14 protein-coding genes and 1 pseudogene are annotated in these 17,065 nt (G+C 74.1%); 5 read left to right on the top strand and 10 right to left on the bottom strand.

Annotated features, from left to right (window positions below):
* Nucleotides 1-625: pseudogene (locus tag F2B26_RS08715) on the top strand (hypothetical protein); the annotation flags it as partial.
* Here F2B26_RS08715 and F2B26_RS08710 read toward each other — a convergent pair.
* Nucleotides 570-1,343 carry a glycosyltransferase family 2 protein gene (locus F2B26_RS08710; RefSeq protein ID WP_235929576.1) on the bottom strand — a complete coding sequence of 258 codons (774 nt, stop codon included), beginning with the start codon at nt 1,341-1,343 and terminating at the stop codon, nt 570-572. The pseudogene F2B26_RS08715 and the gene F2B26_RS08710 sit on opposite strands and share 56 nt — an antisense overlap.
* Before the next feature lie 37 nt (nt 1,344-1,380).
* Nucleotides 1,381-2,199 (bottom strand): DUF5926 family protein, encoded by an 819-nt coding sequence (locus F2B26_RS08705; RefSeq protein ID WP_159808427.1) that lies wholly within the window; start codon nt 2,197-2,199, stop codon nt 1,381-1,383.
* Between the two features lie 149 nt (nt 2,200-2,348).
* On the opposite strand from F2B26_RS08705, the gene pgm reads away from it, so the two are divergent.
* On the top strand, nt 2,349-4,019 hold the full coding sequence (pgm, locus tag F2B26_RS08700; protein ID WP_159808425.1) for a phosphoglucomutase (alpha-D-glucose-1,6-bisphosphate-dependent): 1,671 nt from the start codon (nt 2,349-2,351) through the stop codon (nt 4,017-4,019).
* Between the two features lie 50 nt (nt 4,020-4,069).
* On the opposite strand, the gene F2B26_RS08695 is transcribed toward pgm, so the two are convergent.
* Nucleotides 4,070-4,381, bottom strand: coding sequence for a GNAT family N-acetyltransferase (locus F2B26_RS08695; RefSeq protein WP_159808423.1), 312 nt, complete (start codon nt 4,379-4,381; stop codon nt 4,070-4,072).
* An 82-nt stretch (nt 4,382-4,463) separates the two neighbouring features.
* On the opposite strand from F2B26_RS08695, the gene F2B26_RS08690 reads away from it, so the two are divergent.
* Nucleotides 4,464-5,681 (top strand): MFS transporter, encoded by a 1,218-nt coding sequence (locus tag F2B26_RS08690; protein ID WP_159808421.1) that lies wholly within the window; start codon nt 4,464-4,466, stop codon nt 5,679-5,681.
* 85 nt (nt 5,682-5,766) lie between these two features.
* Entirely contained in the window at nt 5,767-7,545 is a 1,779-nt protein-coding gene (locus tag F2B26_RS08685; protein ID WP_159808419.1) for a pyruvate dehydrogenase, read from the top strand.
* 94 nt (nt 7,546-7,639) lie between these two features.
* Here F2B26_RS08685 and F2B26_RS08680 read toward each other — a convergent pair whose 3' ends face one another.
* The 6 genes from F2B26_RS08680 to hisC form a co-directional block, all read right to left on the bottom strand.
* The gene (locus F2B26_RS08680; protein WP_159808417.1) at nt 7,640-9,082 is read right to left on the bottom strand and encodes a diguanylate cyclase domain-containing protein; all 1,443 of its coding nucleotides are present in this window, start codon (nt 9,080-9,082) and stop codon (nt 7,640-7,642) included.
* A 237-nt stretch (nt 9,083-9,319) separates the two neighbouring features.
* Complete coding sequence (locus F2B26_RS08675; RefSeq protein ID WP_159808415.1) at nt 9,320-10,597, bottom strand: MFS transporter; 1,278 nt, start codon at nt 10,595-10,597, stop codon at nt 9,320-9,322.
* 35 nt (nt 10,598-10,632) lie between these two features.
* The gene (locus F2B26_RS08670; RefSeq protein WP_159808413.1) at nt 10,633-12,069 is read right to left on the bottom strand and encodes a dihydrolipoamide acetyltransferase family protein; all 1,437 of its coding nucleotides are present in this window, start codon (nt 12,067-12,069) and stop codon (nt 10,633-10,635) included.
* Complete coding sequence (locus F2B26_RS08665; protein ID WP_159808411.1) at nt 12,069-13,091, bottom strand: alpha-ketoacid dehydrogenase subunit beta; 1,023 nt, start codon at nt 13,089-13,091, stop codon at nt 12,069-12,071. The genes F2B26_RS08670 and F2B26_RS08665 overlap by 1 nt, the downstream gene beginning before the upstream one ends.
* The gene (gene pdhA / locus F2B26_RS08660; RefSeq protein ID WP_201292673.1) at nt 13,088-14,221 is read right to left on the bottom strand and encodes a pyruvate dehydrogenase (acetyl-transferring) E1 component subunit alpha; all 1,134 of its coding nucleotides are present in this window, start codon (nt 14,219-14,221) and stop codon (nt 13,088-13,090) included. The genes F2B26_RS08665 and pdhA overlap by 4 nt, the downstream gene beginning before the upstream one ends.
* A 313-nt stretch (nt 14,222-14,534) precedes the next feature.
* Nucleotides 14,535-15,605, bottom strand: a complete 1,071-nt coding sequence (gene hisC, locus F2B26_RS08655; RefSeq protein WP_159808409.1) for a histidinol-phosphate transaminase — start codon at nt 15,603-15,605, stop codon at nt 14,535-14,537.
* Nucleotides 15,606-15,781: 176 nt separating this feature from the next.
* On the opposite strand from hisC, the gene F2B26_RS08650 reads away from it, so the two are divergent.
* Nucleotides 15,782-16,168, top strand: a complete 387-nt coding sequence (locus F2B26_RS08650) for a phage holin family protein (protein ID WP_159808407.1) — start codon at nt 15,782-15,784, stop codon at nt 16,166-16,168.
* A gap of 62 nt (nt 16,169-16,230) precedes the next feature.
* Here F2B26_RS08650 and F2B26_RS08645 read toward each other — a convergent pair.
* On the bottom strand, nt 16,231-17,065 hold an 835-nt coding region (locus tag F2B26_RS08645), incomplete at its 5' end, for a PGAP1-like alpha/beta domain-containing protein (RefSeq protein ID WP_235929575.1).

Here is a 17,065-nt window from a genome sequence, read left to right as displayed (position 1 = left end):
GACCGCGGTGGACGGCGTGCCGGGGATGGGCTCGGACTTCGGCGGGCCGCCGGCGCTGCTGCCGGCGTTCGCGCTGCTCGGGTTCGTCGTGGCGGGCCGCAAGATCCGCTGGCGCAGCGCGCTCCTCGTGCTGGGCGCGGCGGCGGCCGTCGTCATCGGCCTCGCGCTGCTCGACTACGCCCGGCCCGCGACCGACCGCACCCACCTGGGCCGGTTCGTCGCGACGGTCGTCGGCGGCGGGCTGTGGCCGGTGCTCGGGCGCAAGATCGCGACCAACCTGCGGGTGCTCACCTCGTGGCGCTACGTGCTGGCGACGGCGGCCGGGACGGCGCTCACCGTCGCGGCCGTCGGCGGCCCCGGGCGCTGGGGGCCACCGCGCCTGCCGCGCGAACCGCTCACCGGTCTGGTGCGCGACGAACCCCTGCTGCGCCCGACGACGACGGCCGTGGCGGTCGCGATGGTGCTGGGCTTCCTGGTGAACGACTCGGGCATCGTCATCCCGGCCACCGGGCTGGCGCTGGCCGTGCCGTGCCTCGTGGCCCTCGCCGCGAGCTGGCGGCTGGAGCGGCTCAGCGCGTCTTCGACCGCAGGGTCGACGCCGCGTACCGCACCCGACGGGCGTTGATCGCGAGCTGCACGTCCCGGTACTGCGCCGCGCGGTGCAGCTGACCGCGCAGGTCGGAGCCGGACGGCCGGTGCTTGAGCTCGCACGGCACCTCGAGCACCCGGAACCCGGCGCGCAGCAGGTCGATCGTCATGCCGACCTCGACGCCCCAGCCCCGGGCCAGCGGGGTCGCGGCCTCGTAGGCCTCCCGGGTGAGGCAGCGCATCCCGGACAGCGGCTGGGTGGGCGTCCAGCCGGTGAGCTGGGTGATCGCCCGCCGGGCCGCACCGGTGACGAAGCCGTGGCCGCCGGCACCGGGCTGCGGGGGCAGCGTCGCGATGGTGACGTCGACCTCACCGCTGAGCACCGGTGCGACGAGCGGTGCGGTGTTCACCGCGGTATCGGCGAGGTCGCCGTCGAGGAACAGCAGCGCACGGGCGGGCCGTTCGGGGGTGTCCCGCATCGCCACGACGGCGGCCCCGGTCTCCATCGCGGCCGCCTTGCCGCGGTTGTGCGAGTGCCGGACGACGACGGCCCCGGCGTCCCGCGCGACGTGCTGGGTCGCGTCCTCCGACCCGTCGTCGACGACGAGCACGAGGTCGACGTGCGGGATGGCCCGGGCCGCACGGACCGTCGCGGCGATGCGCCGGGCCTCGTCCTTCGCCGGGATGACAGCGGCGACCCGCAGCCGCGGCTTGCTGGTGCGGGCCGGGCGTCCCGGCTCCGGGGTCACGCTCACGCGACCCACCCTATCGATCTGTCGATGTCGAGCGTCGTCAGCGCAGCGTGACCTGCCGGGCGACGAGGCCGGCGCGGGCACGGCGGGCATTGGCGTCGAGCGGGGTCTCGTCGGCGATGGCCTCGAAGAACCGGGGGGCGAACGCGGCGAGCGCCGCCTGGGTGTCCTCCGGCTCGCTGCCGCGTGCCAGCTCCCACACCGGCACGACGATCCCGCAGGACCGGAAGTAGCCGAGGAAGCGACCGCCGTCGAAGGCCGAGGCGCGGGCCCCGTGCAGGCGGGCCAGACCGTCGAGCACCTGCTGCTCGCCGAGCGGCTGGGCCCAGCGCAGGTACTCCTTCGCACCCATCCGGGTCCAGTACGCGGCGTCGACGCCCTCGAGCCGGGCGGTGCGCAGGATCCCGGCGTCGGCGTCCTGCAGCGCCTGCTCGATCTGCGGGGTGCGCTCGACGGTCGGGTCCAGCCAGTACTCGAAGGAGTCGCGGACGGTGACCTCGAAGGGCACCGTCAGGTCGAGCACGTCCTGCAGACGCGGCCCGGGGGTCGGCAGGCCGAGGGTCTCCACGGCGGTGCCGGGCTCGCTCTCGATGGCGCGCAGCAGCGCGGCGGCCAGGTCGCGGCTGGCGTCGCCGGAGCCGCCGAGGGTCTGCAGCGCGAGGAGCAGCTGCCCGTCGGTGCGGTGCAGCGCGTGCCAGGCCGACGGCAGCGCGGTGGTGACGACGACGTCGCGCGCCCCGTGCTCGGCCGTGGTGCGGGCGGTCGCGGTGGCGGCCGGCACCAGCTCCTTGAGCGCCACCCAGTCCGGCTCGGCGGGGAGGGTCTCGAACGGTCGCAGGACGAAGTCACCGGTGGCCATGCCCGCAGGCTACCGGGCCGACCCCAGCGCGCCGCGCGCGGTGCACGACGCTGCGCCAGGTGCGGTCCCCCGACGGTGCACGACGCGCGGGCGCGGCCCCGGGACCCTCGGGCTGGGCCAGTGTCGGCAGGATGAGAGAGGATCGCGGCATGGACCCGCGCGCCGGAACCCTCGCCCAGCCCGCCGACCTCATCGACGTGGACACCCTCGTCGCGGCGTACCACGACCTCGTCCCGGACCCGGACGACCCACGCCAGCAGGTGGTGTTCGGCACCAGCGGCCACCGCGGCAGCGCCTTCGACACGGCGTTCAACGAGGCGCACATCGTCGCGATCACCGCGGCGATCGTGGAGTACCGGCGCAACCAGGGCACCGATGGCCCGCTGTTCATCGGCCGCGACACGCACGGCCTGTCCGAACCGGCCTGGGCCACGGCGCTCGAGGTGCTGGCCGCCGCGGGTGTCGAGGTGCACGTCGACGCGCGCGACTCCTGGACGCCGACGCCGGCCGTGAGCCACGCGATCCTGCGGCACAACGGTGCGGGTTCGTCGCAGGGCGTGCGCACCCAGGGCCCGGGCCTGGCCGACGGCATCGTCGTGACCCCGAGCCACAACCCGCCGCGCGACGGCGGCTTCAAGTACAACCCGCCGCACGGCGGCCCCGCCGGGTCGGACGCGACCGGCTGGATCGCGGACCGGGCCAACCAGATCCTGCGCGGCGACTGGCGGCAGGTCCCGCGGGTGCCCCTGGCCCGGGCGCTGGCGGCCGACACCACGAAGAAGCACGACTACCTGAGCTCGTACGTCGACGACCTGGCGAACGTCGTCGACCTCGACGCGATCCGGGCCGCCGGGGTGCGCATCGGCGCCGACCCGCTGGGCGGGGCGAGCGTGGAGTACTGGGGCGAGATCGGCGAGCGCTACGGCCTCGACCTCACCGTGGTGAACCCGACCGTCGACCCGCGCTGGGCGTTCATGACGCTCGACTGGGACGGCAAGATCCGGATGGACTGCTCGTCGCCGTACGCCATGGCGAGCCTGGTGGCGCGGATGCAGGGCGATGCGCCGTACGACATCGCGACCGGCAACGACGCCGACTCCGACCGGCACGGCATCGTCACGCCGGACGCCGGGCTGATGAACCCCAACCACTACCTGGCGGTGGCCATCGCCTACCTGTTCGGCGGGGCGCGCCCGGGCTGGGGCGCCGGCACCGCGATCGGCAAGACGCTGGTCTCGTCCTCGCTCATCGACCGGGTCGCCGCCTCGCTCGGCCGCACGCTGCTCGAGGTGCCGGTCGGCTTCAAGTGGTTCGTGCCCGGGCTGGTGGACGGGTCGGTCGGGTTCGGCGGCGAGGAGTCGGCGGGCGCGAGCTTCCTGCGCAAGGACGGCACGGTCTGGACGACGGACAAGGACGGGCTGCTCCCGGCGCTGCTGGCCTCCGAGATCCTGGCCACCACCGGCCGGTCGCCGAGCCAGCACCACGCCGAGCTGGTGGAGCGGTTCGGGCAGTCCTGGTACGCCCGGATCGACGCCGCCGCGAGCCGCGAGGAGAAGGCGACCCTGGCCGCCCTGTCCCCCGAGCAGGTGAGCGCCACGTCGCTGGCCGGTCAGGAGATCACGGCCAAGCTCACCGCGGCCCCCGGCAACGGTGCGTCGATCGGCGGCCTCAAGGTGACGACGAAGGACGCGTGGTTCGCCGCGCGCCCGTCCGGCACTGAGGACGTCTACAAGATCTACGCCGAGTCGTTCGTCTCGGCCGAGCACCTCGCGCGGGTGCAGGACGAGGCGAAGCAGGTGGTCTCGGCCGCGCTGGCCTGACGAGGCCGGGCGGCGCACACCCGGCCGGGCGTGCGCCGTCCGCCGCAGGGTCAGCGCTCGACGGCAGGCTGGTCCACCAGGTCCTGGTAGTCCGGGTGGCGGCGCAGCCACTCGCGCACGTACGGGCAGTAGGCGACGATCTGCCGTCCCGACGCCCGCACCTGGTCGAGCGCCCCACGGACGAGCTGTGACGCGACGCCCTGACCCTCGTGGGCCGGGTCGACCTCGGTGTGGGTGAACGCCAGCAGCGGCCCGATCCGCTCGTAGTCGGCCTCGCCGATCCGTTGCCCGTCCGCCGTGCGGATCTCGAACCGTCGCCGATCGGGGACCTCGACCACCTGGAGACCTTCGGGCTGCGTCATGGACAGATCGTCACCCGCCGCGCGCGCCCCCGCCCGCCGAGGGCCCCGCGGGTGTGTCGCAGGTCGATGAGAGGATGTCCTGATGCTCAGCCCCTACCGCGACGTGCTCGCACGCCCCGGGGCCCTGCGATTCTCCGCCGCCGGCGTCCTGGCCCGGATGCCGATGTCCATGGTCGGCATCGGCACCGTGCTCATGGTCCAGGCGGTGTACGGCAGCTACGGCCTGGCCGGTCAGGTGAGCGGGGCGTACATCGTCGCGCAGGCGGTGTGCAGCCCGGTGCTCGCCAACCTGGTGGACCGGTACGGCCAGGCCCGGGTGATGCGCCCCGCCGTCGCGGTGAGCGCGGTGGGGCTGACGGCGCTGCTGGTCGCGGGGATGCTCAAGGCCCCGTCGGCGTGGGTGTTCGTCGCGGCGGTGGTCACCGGGGCCGGGATGGGTCCGTTCGGGGCCCTCGTCCGGGCGCGCTGGACGCTGCTGCTGCGCGACGAGCCCGCCCGGCTGCACGCTGCCTACTCCTGGGAGTCGGCGCTCGACGAGGTCGTCTTCATCATCGGGCCGGTCATCACGACGGTGCTGGCCACCTCGGTGCACCCGACCGCGGGGCTCGTGGTGCCCGGGGTGGCGATGGTCGTCGGCGGGCTGTGGTTCCTGGCCCAGCGCCGGACGGCCCCGCCCCCGGCGCCGCGGTCCACCCCGCGCCCGCGCGGCACGGTGCTCACCGCGCCGGGGATGGGGGCGCTGCTCGCGGTGTTCGTCGCGATCGGCTCGATCTTCGGCGCGACCGATGTCGCGACCGTGGCGCTGGCCACCGAGCAGGGGCACAAGGCGCTCGCCGGGGTGATCCTCGGGGCGTTCGGGGTGGGCTCGCTGCTCGCCGGGCTGGTCTACGGCACGCGGGCGCTCACCGTCCCGCTGTCGCGCCGGTTCCTCGTCGGCACGGTGGCGCTGGCGCTGTGCATCAGCTCGTTCGCCCTGGTCACGAACCTGTGGGAGCTCGCGATCGCGATGCTCGTCACCGGGCTCACCATCGCCCCGACGATCATCAACGGCAACGCGCTGGTCTCGGTGCTCGTGCCGGGGCACCGGCTCACCGAGGGGCTCACGTTCCTGGGCACCTCGATCGGGGTGGGGGTGAGCGTCGGCTCGGCGGTGGCCGGCGCGATGATCGATGCGCACGGCTCGCGGGGTGGCTTCTTCGTGGCTGCGGCGGCCGGGATCGTCGTGCTGGTGAGCGCCCTGGCCGCCGCGCCGACGCTGCGGCGGCAGTCGTTCGTGGAGACGGCCGACCCGGAGGCCTGAGCGCGCGACGCGCCCGAGGATGTGACAAAGGTCCTAGGTGCGCGTAATGATGGGATGAATTCGGATCTCATCGGAGGGTCTTCCCATGGCGCGTCGCACGCTCGCCGACCAGCTCATCAGCCAGCTCATCGCCGCCGGGGTGCGGCACGTCTACGGGATCGTGGGCGACAGCCTCAACCCCGTCGTCGACGCCATCCGGCGGGCCAAGGACGGCGGTGCCGACATCTCCTGGGTGCACGTCCGGCACGAGGAGGCCGGTGCCTTCGCCGCCGCCGCCGAGGCCGAGCTCACCGGCCGCCTCGCCGTCTGCGCCGGGTCCTGCGGCCCGGGGAACCTGCACCTCATCAACGGCCTGTACGACGCCAACCGCAGCCGCGTCCCCGTCCTGGCCATCGCCTCGCACATCCCCAGCCACCAGATCGGCACCGGGTACTTCCAGGAGACCCACCCCGACCGGCTCTTCGTCGAGTGCTCGGTGTACTCGGAGATGATCAGCTCGGCCACGCAGGCGCCCCGCGTCATCCGCTCGGCCATCCACCACGCCTACGGCGCCCCGGGCGTCGCCGTGCTCACGCTGCCGGGTGACGTCGCCGACGCCGACGCGGTCGAGGACGGGATCGACGTGCTGCTGCCGCCGCCCGCCCCGCACGTGGTGCCCGACGCCGGTGCGCTCGCCGCCCTGGCCGAGGCCATCGACGCCGCCGAGAAGGTCACCTTCTTCGCCGGCGCGGGCGTCAAGCACGCCGCCAAGGACGTCATCGCGCTGGCCGACAAGGTCGCCGCCCCCGTCGGGCACACGCTGCGCGGCAAGGAGTGGATCCAGGAGGACAACCCGTTCGACGTCGGCATGTCCGGGCTGCTCGGCTACGGCGCCTGCCAGACCGCGATGGAGGGCGCCGACCTGCTCGTGCTGCTCGGCACCGACTTCCCGTACGACCAGTTCCTGCCCGCCGACGTGCGCACCGCCCAGGTCGAGATCGACCCCACCCACCTGGGCCGCCGCACCCGCAACGACCTCGTCGTGCTCGCCGACGTCGGCGAGACGGTGCGCGCGCTGCTGCCGCTCGTGACCAAGAAGAAGGACCGCCGGTTCCTCGACAAGATGGTCGCCAAGCACCACAAGGCCATGTCCGGGGTGGTCGGCGCCTACACCAAGGACGTCGAGCACACCCTGCCGATCCACCCCGAGTACGCCGCCGTCGTGCTCGACGAGGAGGCCCGCTCGAACGCGGTCTTCACCGTCGACACCGGGATGGGCAACGTGTGGGCCGCGCGCTACATCACCCCGACCGGCGGGCGCCGCGTCATCGGCTCCTTCCTGCACGGGTCCATGGCCAACTCGCTCTCGCACGCGATCGGCGCCGCGATGGCCACCCACGACCCGAAGGCCCGCAAGGACGACCAGCGCCAGGTGGTGGCGATCGTCGGCGACGGCGGGCTGTCCATGCTGCTCGGCGAGCTCATCACCGTCGTGCAGTACGACCTGCCGGTGAAGATCGTCGTGTTCGACAACGCCACGCTCGGCATGGTGCGGCTGGAGATGCTGGTCGACGGGCTGCCGTCGTACGCCACCGACTCCCCGTCGGTCGACTACGCGGCGCTGGCCTCCTCGCTCGGCATCCCGTCCACCCGGGTCACCGAGCCGACCAAGATCCGCGAGGCCCTGCGCGAGGCGTTCGCGCACGACGGACCGGCGCTCGTCGACCTGGTGACCGACCCGCGCGCGCTGTCCATCCCGCCGAAGATCACCGCCAAGCAGATCACCGGCTTCACCGCGGCGATGAGCAAGGAGGTGCTCGGCGGCGGGCTGGGCGAGGTCATGGCGATGGCCCGATCCAACCTGCGCAACGTGCCGCGCCCCTGACCACGCGCGGAGCGCCCACGCCGGCCGGGCGTGGGCGCTCCGCCACCTCGGCGCACCGGGACTCAGACCGGACGTTCCCGGCCGGGTCCGTCGCTCAGGCGGTGCGCTCGCGGCTCACCCGACCGCCGCCGCGGGTCTTGGCCCGGTACATGGCGCGGTCCGACCTCCCCAGCAGCAACCCGGCCTCGTCACCGGTGGTGCCGAGCGCGACGCCGACGCTCGCGCCGACGCCGATGAGACGCCCGTTGACCTGCACCGACGCGCGTTCGACGGCGACCAGAGCCCGGGCCGCGATCCGCTCCACGGCGATCTCGTCGGCACCGCGGACGAGCACCGCGAACTCGTCGCCACCGAGCCGCCCCACCTCGGTGCCCGGCAGCGACCGGAACGAGGCGGTGAGCGACTGGCCGACCTGCCGCAGCAACGCGTCCCCCACACCGTGGCCGTAGGAGTCGTTGACGGCCTTGAACTTGTCCAGGTCGATGAAGACGAGCCCCACCAGCTCGCCGGACGACAGGTCACTCAGGGACGTGGTCAGCCGTTCGGAGAAGGCGCTGCTGTTGAGCAGCCCGGTGAGCTGGTCGTGGTCCGCCAGGTAGGCGAGCCGCTCCTCGAGCGCACGCTCGGCCGTGACGTCGGCGAGCACGCCGTGGTAGACCGGGCGGCCGTCGGAGTCGAGCACCACCGAGGCCGAGTCGCGCACCCAGATGATGGTCCGGTCCCGTCGCAGCATGCGGTAGGTGAGCGGGGACGTGCTCGGGGACGGGCCTCGGGAGGCGAGGTCGACGTCGCCGGCGAGCGCGACAGCCCTGTCGTCGGGGTGCAGCTGCCGGTACCAGAGCGTGGGGTCGGCCAACCACTCCTCGACGGTGAACCCGAGCAGCCGCTCGATCTGCGGGCTGACGTACAGCCAGCGGCCGTCGGCCCCCGGCTCGGCCGCGTAGACGATCGCCGGCAGCCGCTCGACGAGCACCCGGTACTGCGCCTCGGCCGCACGCAGCTCGGCCTCGAGCCGGTGCCGTTCGGTGACGTCGGTGAGGCGGATGTGCGTGCTCACCGAGCCGTCGCGCTCGTCGCGCAGCAGCGTGAACTCGAGGAAGGCCCAGATGGCGGTCCCGTCGGGCAGCTCGAGCCGGCGCTCGGTCGCGATGAGGGTGGATCCCTCGGGACCGGACCGGCTCGGGTCGGCCGGTGCGACCTCGCCGTCGCAGGGCAGCCGCAGCCAGCGTCGGGCCCAGGGCCCGAACCGTTCGGTGTCGCAGTGCACGAGCCGCCGCATCGAGGGGTTGACGTAGGTGCAGCACCCGTCGGGCTCCAGGACCGCCAGGCCGACCGGGCTGGTGTCCACGACCGTCCGGAACACGCCGGCGTCGCTCGGCCCGGCGTCGGCAGGGTGCCGGGGGCACGGCCGGTCGAGGAACTCGGCTCCGGTGGCCGCGCCCCACGCGCTGCCGGGGTCGACGGCGACGGCGGTGCGGGGCTCGGCGGCGGCAGGGTCGACGGCGGAACCCGCCGACCCACCTGCTCGCACGTCCACCGCAGCCACCTCTCGACGGCACCGACCCCGGGGGGTGCCTCACCCCCGTCCACCGTGAGCCTGCGGGGTGCCGCACCCAGGGTCAAGGATGGAAATGTCCGGACTTGGCCCGATTCACCCAGATGGGTCTGGCCGGCGCTCCTGTGGTCACGGCCCGCTGTGCGCCCGCTGGGTGGACGCTGGTGGTCGCGCTCCCACGACGTCCGGCGTCGGCCACGGCACGGCAGGGCCGGGCGCTCACGGCGTCGGATGCGCCGCGTCGTACCGCCAGAAGGTGCGCTGCAGCCCGACCGCCAGCCACAGCAGCCCGATGCAGACCAGACCGCCGAGCAGCGCCGCCCACTGCTCGCCGACCCGGCCGGCCAGCGCCCCGAGCGCCAGCTCGCCCAGCCGGGGCCCGCCGGCGACCACGACCGTGGACACCCCCTGCAACCTGCCCCGCAGCGCGTCAGGCACGGCCGTCACCAGGATCGTCATGCGGAACACCTGGCTGATGGCATCGGCCGCACCGGCGACGGCGAGCACCACCAGCGCGGCGCCCAGCGCCAGCGGCAGCACCCGTGCGGGGTGGGTCGGGCCTGCCACCACGAGGACGAGCCCGAACGCCGCGACCGCGGCACCCCAGGCGGTGATCGCCCAGGTGATGATCCGCCCCTGCCGACGCCGCCGGGTCAGCCCGCCCGAGAGCAGCCCCGCGGCGATGCCGCCCGCCGCGATGGCCGCCGTGAGCGCACCCGTCGTGGCCGCCCCACCCCCGAGGAACAGCAGCCCGACGGCCGGGAACAGCACCCGGGGCATCGCCGTCATCATCGCGATGATGTCGACGACGAACGTCATCCGCAGGTTCGGCTGACCGGCCAGGTACACCAGACCGTCGCGCACCGAACGCAGCCCGGTGGTCTGCGGTGCGCCGGGCTCGGGCGGGATCGGCGGCAGCCGCAGCACCGCCACCAGGGCGAACGTGAAGAGCACCGCATCGGCGCCGTACGCCACGGCGTACCCGGGTCCGGCGACGAGCAGCGCACCCAGCAGCGGCCCGACGGTGAGCGCGACGTTCCAGCCGAGCGTGCTCAGCGCGTTGGCCGCCGCCATGAGGTCGGCCGGCACGAGCCGCGGCACGATCGCGCTGCGCGCCGGGCTGGTCACCGCGTTGGCGGCCGACTCGACGGCGACCAGGACGTAGAGCAGCTCGACGTGGGTGTTGTGCGCCAGCGCCTGCGCCAGCAGCCCGAGCACCGCCACCCAGCCCACCAGACCCGAGACGAGGGCCACCCGGCGCCGGTCGTACCGGTCCACGACCGCCCCGCCGTACAGCCCGAACACCACGAGCGGGACGAGCGCGCACAGCCCGAGCAGCCCGACCGCGGGGGTCGACCGGGTGAGCGCGTACACCTGCAGCCCGACCGCGACCACGGTGAGCTGGGCGCCGAGGTTGGCGACCGACAGCCCCAGCCACAGGTCCCGGAAGTCCCGGGAGACCCGCAGCGGCCGGGTGTCCAGGACGATCGACCGCACCGACCGAGCCTAGGCGCCTGCGACCACTGCCCCGGTCAGCCCCACACCAACCCGCGCGCCGGGTCGCCCAGCACGGCGGCGACGTCGGCCAGCACGCGCGAGCCGAGCGCACCGTCGACCAGGCGGTGGTCGAAGCTCAGCGCGAGCTGGGTCACCTGACGCACCTTGACCTTGCCCTTGTGCACCCACGGCTGCTCACGGATCGAGCCGAAGGCCAGGATCGCGGCCTCCCCCGGGTTGAGGATCGGCGTCCCGGTGTCGATGCCGAACACCCCGACGTTGGTCACCGTGATGGTCCCGTCGGACAGGTCGGCGGGGCTGGTCCTCCCGCTGCGAGCGGTGGCGGTGAGCTCGGCGATGGCCTGGGCGAGCTCGTGCAGGCCGAGCCGGTGCGCGTCCTTGATGTTGGGGACGAGCAACCCGCGCGGGGTCGCCGCCGCGATGCCGAGATTGATGTAGTGCTTGTAGACGATCTCCTGGGCCGCGTCGTCCCAGCTCGCGTTGATCTCGGGGTGCCGGTTGACCGCGAGCAGCAGGGCCTTGGCCGCGATGAGCAGCGGGGTCACCCGGACGTCGGCGAACTCCTTGTCCTCGCGCAGCCGCGCCACGAGGCGCATGGTGCGGGTGACGTCGACCGTGTGGAACACCGTCACGTGCGGGGCGGTGAACGCGCTGGCCACCATCGCCTCGGCGGTGCGCTTGCGGACCGACTTCACCGGGACCCGGGTCTGGCGCCCGTCGATCGACACGACACCCGAGGCGAGCCACGGCCGGTCGTCGCCGACGTAGGTGGCCAGCCGCTGCGGCTCCGCCTTGGTGCCGTGCGCCTCGAGGTCCTCACGGGTGACGATCCCGCCGGGGCCCGTCCCGGCGATGGCGTCCAGGTCGATGCCCAGGTCGCGGGCCAGCTTGCGCACCGGCGGCTTGGCCAGGGCGTGCGGCGGACGGTGCGCGGGAACGGGCGAGGGCGCGGGCGCGGCGGCCGGGACCGGGGCGGGTGCCGGGACCGGTGCGGACGCGACGGGGGTCGCGCCCGCTGGCGCACGCCGCGGCCGACGACCCGACCCCTGCTCACCCACGCCGTACCCGACGAGCACGGCGGTGCGCGGCTCCGGACCGGCCGCAGCCAGCTCGTCGGCGCCGCCCGGCTCGACCGACGACCGGTCGGGGCCGACGAGCGTGTGCCCGACCCCGTCCGGAGCCGATGCGGGCGCGGGCGCACCGCCCGGGTCCACGTCGATCTCGACGATCGGGGCACCCACCTCGACCGTCGTCCCCACCGGCACGAGCACGCGGCTGACCACACCGGCCCACGGGGACGGCAGCTCGACGAGCGACTTGGCGGTCTCGATCTCGACGATCACCTGGTTGACGGCCACCGTGTCACCGACGGCCACCCGCCACTCGACGATCTCGGCCTCGGTGAGGCCCTCCCCGGCGTCGGGGAGCAGGAACTGCTGGTACGTCGGCATCAGAACCCCATCGTGCGGTCGACCGCGTCGAGCACGCGGTCCAGGGAGGGCAGGTACTCGTGCTCGAGCTTGGCCACCGGGTACGGCATGTGGAACCCGCCGACCCGCAGCACAGGCGCCTCCAACGAGTAGAAGCACTCCTCGGTGACCCGCGCGGCCACCTCGGCCCCGACGCCGTAGAGCACCGGCGCCTCGTGCACGACGACGCACCGGCCGGTGCGTCGCACCGACTCGGCGACGGTCGCGACGTCCAGCGGCGAGATCGCGCGCAGGTCGACCACCTCGATCGAGGTGCCCTCGGCCGCGGCCGCGTCGGCCGCCTTGAGCGCGGTGGCCACCGTCGGGCCGTACGCCACCACGGTGACGTCGGTGCCGGGGCGCACCACACGGGCCTTGTCCAGGCCGAGCGGGTCGGCCGGGGCGTCCAGGTCGACCTCGCCCTTCTCCCAGTACCGGGACTTGGGCTCGAAGAACAGCACCGGGTCCGGGCTGGCGATGGCCTGGCGGATCATCGTGTACGCCTCGGCCGGCGTCGACGGGCTCACCACGCGCAGCCCCGCGGTGTGCGCGAACAGCACCTCGGGTGACTCGCTGTGGTGCTCGATCGCCCCGATGGCACCGCCGAACGGCACCCGGATCACCACCGGCAGCGTGAGCCGCCCGCGCGACCGGTAGTGCATCTTGGCGAGCTGGGTGGTGATCTGGTCGAACGCCGGGAAGATGAACCCGTCGAACTGGATCTCGCACACCGGCCGGTAGCCGCGCAGCGCCAGCCCGATCGCGGTGCCGACGATGCCGGACTCCGCCAGCGGGGTGTCGACGACGCGGGTGTCGCCGAAGTCGGCGTGCAGCCCGTCGGTCACCCGGAACACACCGCCGAGCCGGCCGATGTCCTCGCCCATGAGCATGACGTGGTCGTCCTCGGCGAGGGCGCGCCGCAGCCCGGCGTTGATCGCCTTGGCCATCGGCAGCCGCTGCACCCCGGTCGCCACCGGCGCGGTCCGTTCGCTCGTCATGGTCATCGCTGGCCCTCCGCGTCGAGGAAGGAACGTTCGTACTCGGTGTACCAGGCACGTTCGCCGTCGACGACGGAGTGCGCCGTGGCGTAGACGTGCTCGAAGATCTCGGCCTTGGCCGGGGCCTGCATCGCCCTGACCTGCGTGCGGATGCGCTCGCCCAGCTCGTCGGCCGCCTGGGCGACCTCGGCCTCGAACGCCGGCGACAGCTCGCCGGACGCGACCAGGTGGGCCCGCAGCCGGTCGATGGGGTCGCGCCGGCGCCAGGTCTCCTCCTCCTCGCTCGTGCGGTAGCGCGTCGGGTCGTCGGACGTGGTGTGCGCACCCATCCGGTAGGTGAGCGCCTCGACGAACGTCGGGCCCTGGCCGTCGCGGGCGCGCTGGGCGGCCCACCGGGTCACGGCGTAGCAGGCGACCGGGTCGTTGCCGTCCACCCGGACCGACGGGATGCCGAACCCGGGCGCCCGGTCAGCGATCGGCCGCACGGCCTGCCGGCTGGTCGGCTCCGAGATCGCCCACTGGTTGTTCTGGCAGAAGAAGACGACGGGTGCGTGGTTCACCGCGGCGAACACCATCGCCTCGTTGACGTCCCCCTGGGCGGTCGAGCCGTCGCCGAAGTAGACGATGGTGGTGGTGTCCTTCGCCGGGTCGCCGGTGCCGACCAGACCGTCGCGCTGCACACCCATCGCGTACCCGGTGGCGTGCAGCACGTGCGAGCCGATGACCAGCGTGTAGAGGTGGAACCCGTGCGTGGGGTCCCAGCCGCCCTGGTCGACGCCGCGGAACAGCCGCAGCACATCGGGCAGGTCGATGCCGCGCACGTGCGCCACCCCGTGCTCGCGGTACGACGGGAACACCTGGTCCTGCGCGGCGAGGGCGTGGGCCGACCCGATCTGGGCGCCCTCCTGCCCCTCGCACTGGGCGAACAGCGCGAGCTCGCCCTGGCGCTGCAGCGCGGTGGCCTCCCGGTCGAACCGGCGCACCAGGACCATGTCGCGGTACATCGTGCGCAGGTCGTCGCTCGTCAGGTCGGCGGCGTAGGTGTCGAACCGCTCGTCGTGGACGCGTTCGCCGGTGGGGGCGAGCAGCTGGACGAGTCCGATGTCGGACAGCGGGCCGGTGGGGTCGTGGCTCACAGTGCTCCGTTCTCCCCGCCGCGACGGGCCGGTGGGCCGCGCCGGTGCAGGGCAGACGCTTCGGGGGTGCCCGTCGCGCAGGACAGGCGGCGCCGGGCCGGTGAGGGCGCCCGACACCCGGTGGTCCGGGCGAGTGGCCCGGACGTGGTGCAGGTCTTCTGGGGTCTGACGGCCCGACGACGCCGAACCTACGCCAGCGTAGGCTACGCGACCGTAGGTTCCCCGGAAGGGGCGGCCACAACGCCGGAGCCCCCCATTTGTGGGCTGCCACAACCCGCTTGCCACAGCCCGCCGGCATCGACGGGCGGACGTCTCAGACGCGGTGCGGCTCGGCCTGCGTGACCTCGAGCAGGATGTCGGTCGCCTCGGGCTCGCCGACGCTCACCCGCACCCCGTCACCGGCGAACGGGCGCACCATCACCCCGGCCCGGGTGCACCGCTCGGCGAACTCGGTCGCGTCCTCGCCCAGGGCGAGCCACACGAAGTTCGCCTGCGAGTCCGGCACGGTCCAGCCCTGCGCGCGCAGCCCCGCGAGCATCCGGACGCGCTCGGCGACGATCGCGTCCACCCGGCGGTCGAGCTCGGCCTTCACCCCGAGCGAGGCGATCGCGGCGAGCTGGGCGACACCCGAGACCCCGAACGGCGTGGTGGCCTGCCGGATGCCGGCGGCGATGCGCGGCCGCGCCACGGCGTAGCCGACCCGCAGGCCGGCCAGCCCGTAGGCCTTGGAGAAGGTGCGCAGCAGCACGACGTTGGGGTGCGCCGCGAACGCCGCGAGCCCGTCGGCCGCCAGCGGGTCGCGGACGAACTCGACGTACGCCTCGTCGAGCACGACGAGCACGTCACCGGGCACCGCCGCGAGGAAGGCCTCCAGCTCGTCGGCGTGCACCGCCGGACCGGTGGGGTTGTTCGGCGTGCAGACGAGCACCACCCGGGTCCGCGGGGTGACGGCAGCCGCCATCGCGGGCAGGTCGAGCCGCCCGTCCGCCGCGACCGGCACCCGGACGCCGACGGCCCCGGCCAGCGTCACGGCGATGGGGTAGGCCTCGAAGGAGCGCCACGGCAGGACGACCTCGTCACCGGTCTCGCACACCGCCGACAGCACGTGGCCGAGCGCGGCGACCGAGCCGTTCGCCGGCACCACCGAGTCGGCACCGACCCCGAGCGCCTGCGCGACGGCCTGCGAGAGGTCGGTCGCGTACATGTCGGGGTACCGGTTGACGTCGACGGCGGCGTCGGCGATCGCGGCCATCACGGTGGGCAGCGGCGGGTACGGGTTCTCGTTGGACGAGAGCTTGTACGCCTGCGCCCCGACCGGCGGACGAGCCCCCGGGACGTAGGCGGGGAGGTCGGCCAGGGCCCTGCGCAAGGGGACGCGAGTCACCCGGACAGCATGCCACCCGAGGTCGGCGCGACCCGCCGGTGAGCGGCCGCGCAGATCACGTTCGGCGCACGGCCGCCGGGTGCGCGGGCCCGGGCCCGGACCTGAGCCCGGCGCCGACCCTCGCCCAGAACCCGGCGTCCCGTGCACTCACCGCGCCCAGTTGGCAGGATCGGGGCATGGCATTCATCGTGCGGGTCATCATCAGCGGCGTCGCGATCTGGTTCGCCACCCTCGTGCTGCCCGGCGTCGCGGTCAAGGGCGCGAGCACGACCGCCCAGGAGGTGGGGGTGTACCTGCTGGTCGGCCTCGTCTTCGGCATCGTGAACGCCGTCGTCAAGCCCGTCGTGCAGGTGCTGTCGATCCCGCTGTACATCCTCACCCTCGGGCTGTTCACGCTCGTCGTGAACGCCCTCATGCTGCTGCTCACGGCGTGGATCACCTCGGCCACCCACTGGGGCCTGACGATCGACAACTTCGGCAGCGCGGTGCTGGCCGCGCTCATCGTCTCGGTGGTCTCCTTCGCGTTGTCCGCGATGGTGCCGGCCAGCCGCTCCGACAGCTGAGCGGCCTGGCCGCAGGGAGCAGGGACCGACCCGGGCGCACTCAGTCGCCGGCGCCCCCGGCCTCACGGCGCCGCCGACATGGTCGGCACGGTCGCGGTGACCACGGCAGGGTCCCGGGTCGCCTGGAACGCCTGGGTGGTGACCTGCACGGCCGATCCGACCGCACCGGAGGCGGCGCCACCGCCCGCACCGCCGTCCCCGCTGTCAGTGACCGGCCCGCTGTCGGCGACCGGCAGCCCGGGGACCTGGCGGTCGGCCGCTGCGAACGCCTCGTCGGCCTTGCGCGCGAGGGCCGCGTACCCGTCCATCGAGTGGGCCGCGACCGGCCCGGGGGTCGGACCGGTGGCCGCCGTCGCGGCATCGCCACGGATGACGACGACCCCGGGCGCCGTGCGGGTGCCGGCCGCACCGTCGAGGCCGTTGACCGCCTCCTGCTGCTGCTCCAGCGCGAACAGGCGCACCCCGGACGGCATCGGCTGCGGGATGGTGGGTGAGCCGAACGTGACGACGGACCTGATCGAGTAGGCGGTCCCGGCGGCGACGGCCACCGACTGCGCGGTCATCCCGCCCTGGCTGTGCCCGGCCAGCACGACGGGGTCGTCGGGACGGATCCCGGCCTGCGCCATCGCATCGAGCACGGCGCTGGTCATCTGGTCCGGCAGGCCGCCGTCGAGCGCGAGGTTGGTGGACATGTCGGTGACGGTGTCGCCACCGAACCCGCCGGACTGAGTGCCGGGGATCGCGACCAGCCAGCTCGTCGCGCCGTCCGGCCCGGTGACCCGCTGCACGAGGATCACGCCGGTGCGCTCGTCCGCCGCGGCGGCCTTGACCGCCCCGGCCACCTGGGCCAGACCGGTCGGAGCGGGCAGCTGCGGCGCCTCGTCGAGCGGCACGGTC

Origin of the sequence: Cellulomonas citrea, assembly GCF_009829685.1 — a bacterium.
GTDB lineage: Bacteria > Actinomycetota > Actinomycetes > Actinomycetales > Cellulomonadaceae > Cellulomonas > Cellulomonas citrea.
Note: the sequence above shows the minus strand (reverse complement) of the source record. Positions and strands in the feature narration are given on the sequence as shown.

Bases quoted from the DNA above. Each gene is read 5' to 3' on its own strand.
- F2B26_RS08705 (WP_159808427.1), bottom strand. From the start codon at position 2,199: ATGGCCACCGGTGACTTCGTCCTGCGACCGTTCGAGACCCTCCCCGCC.
- pgm (WP_159808425.1), top strand. From the start codon at position 2,349: ATGGACCCGCGCGCCGGAACCCTCGCCCAGCCCGCCGACCTCATCGAC.
- F2B26_RS08695 (WP_159808423.1), bottom strand. From the start codon at position 4,381: ATGACGCAGCCCGAAGGTCTCCAGGTGGTCGAGGTCCCCGATCGGCGA.
- F2B26_RS08690 (WP_159808421.1), top strand. From the start codon at position 4,464: ATGCTCAGCCCCTACCGCGACGTGCTCGCACGCCCCGGGGCCCTGCGA.
- F2B26_RS08685 (WP_159808419.1), top strand. From the start codon at position 5,767: ATGGCGCGTCGCACGCTCGCCGACCAGCTCATCAGCCAGCTCATCGCC.
- F2B26_RS08670 (WP_159808413.1), bottom strand. From the start codon at position 12,069: ATGCCGACGTACCAGCAGTTCCTGCTCCCCGACGCCGGGGAGGGCCTC.
- F2B26_RS08665 (WP_159808411.1), bottom strand. From the start codon at position 13,091: ATGACCATGACGAGCGAACGGACCGCGCCGGTGGCGACCGGGGTGCAG.
- F2B26_RS08650 (WP_159808407.1), top strand. From the start codon at position 15,782: ATGGCATTCATCGTGCGGGTCATCATCAGCGGCGTCGCGATCTGGTTC.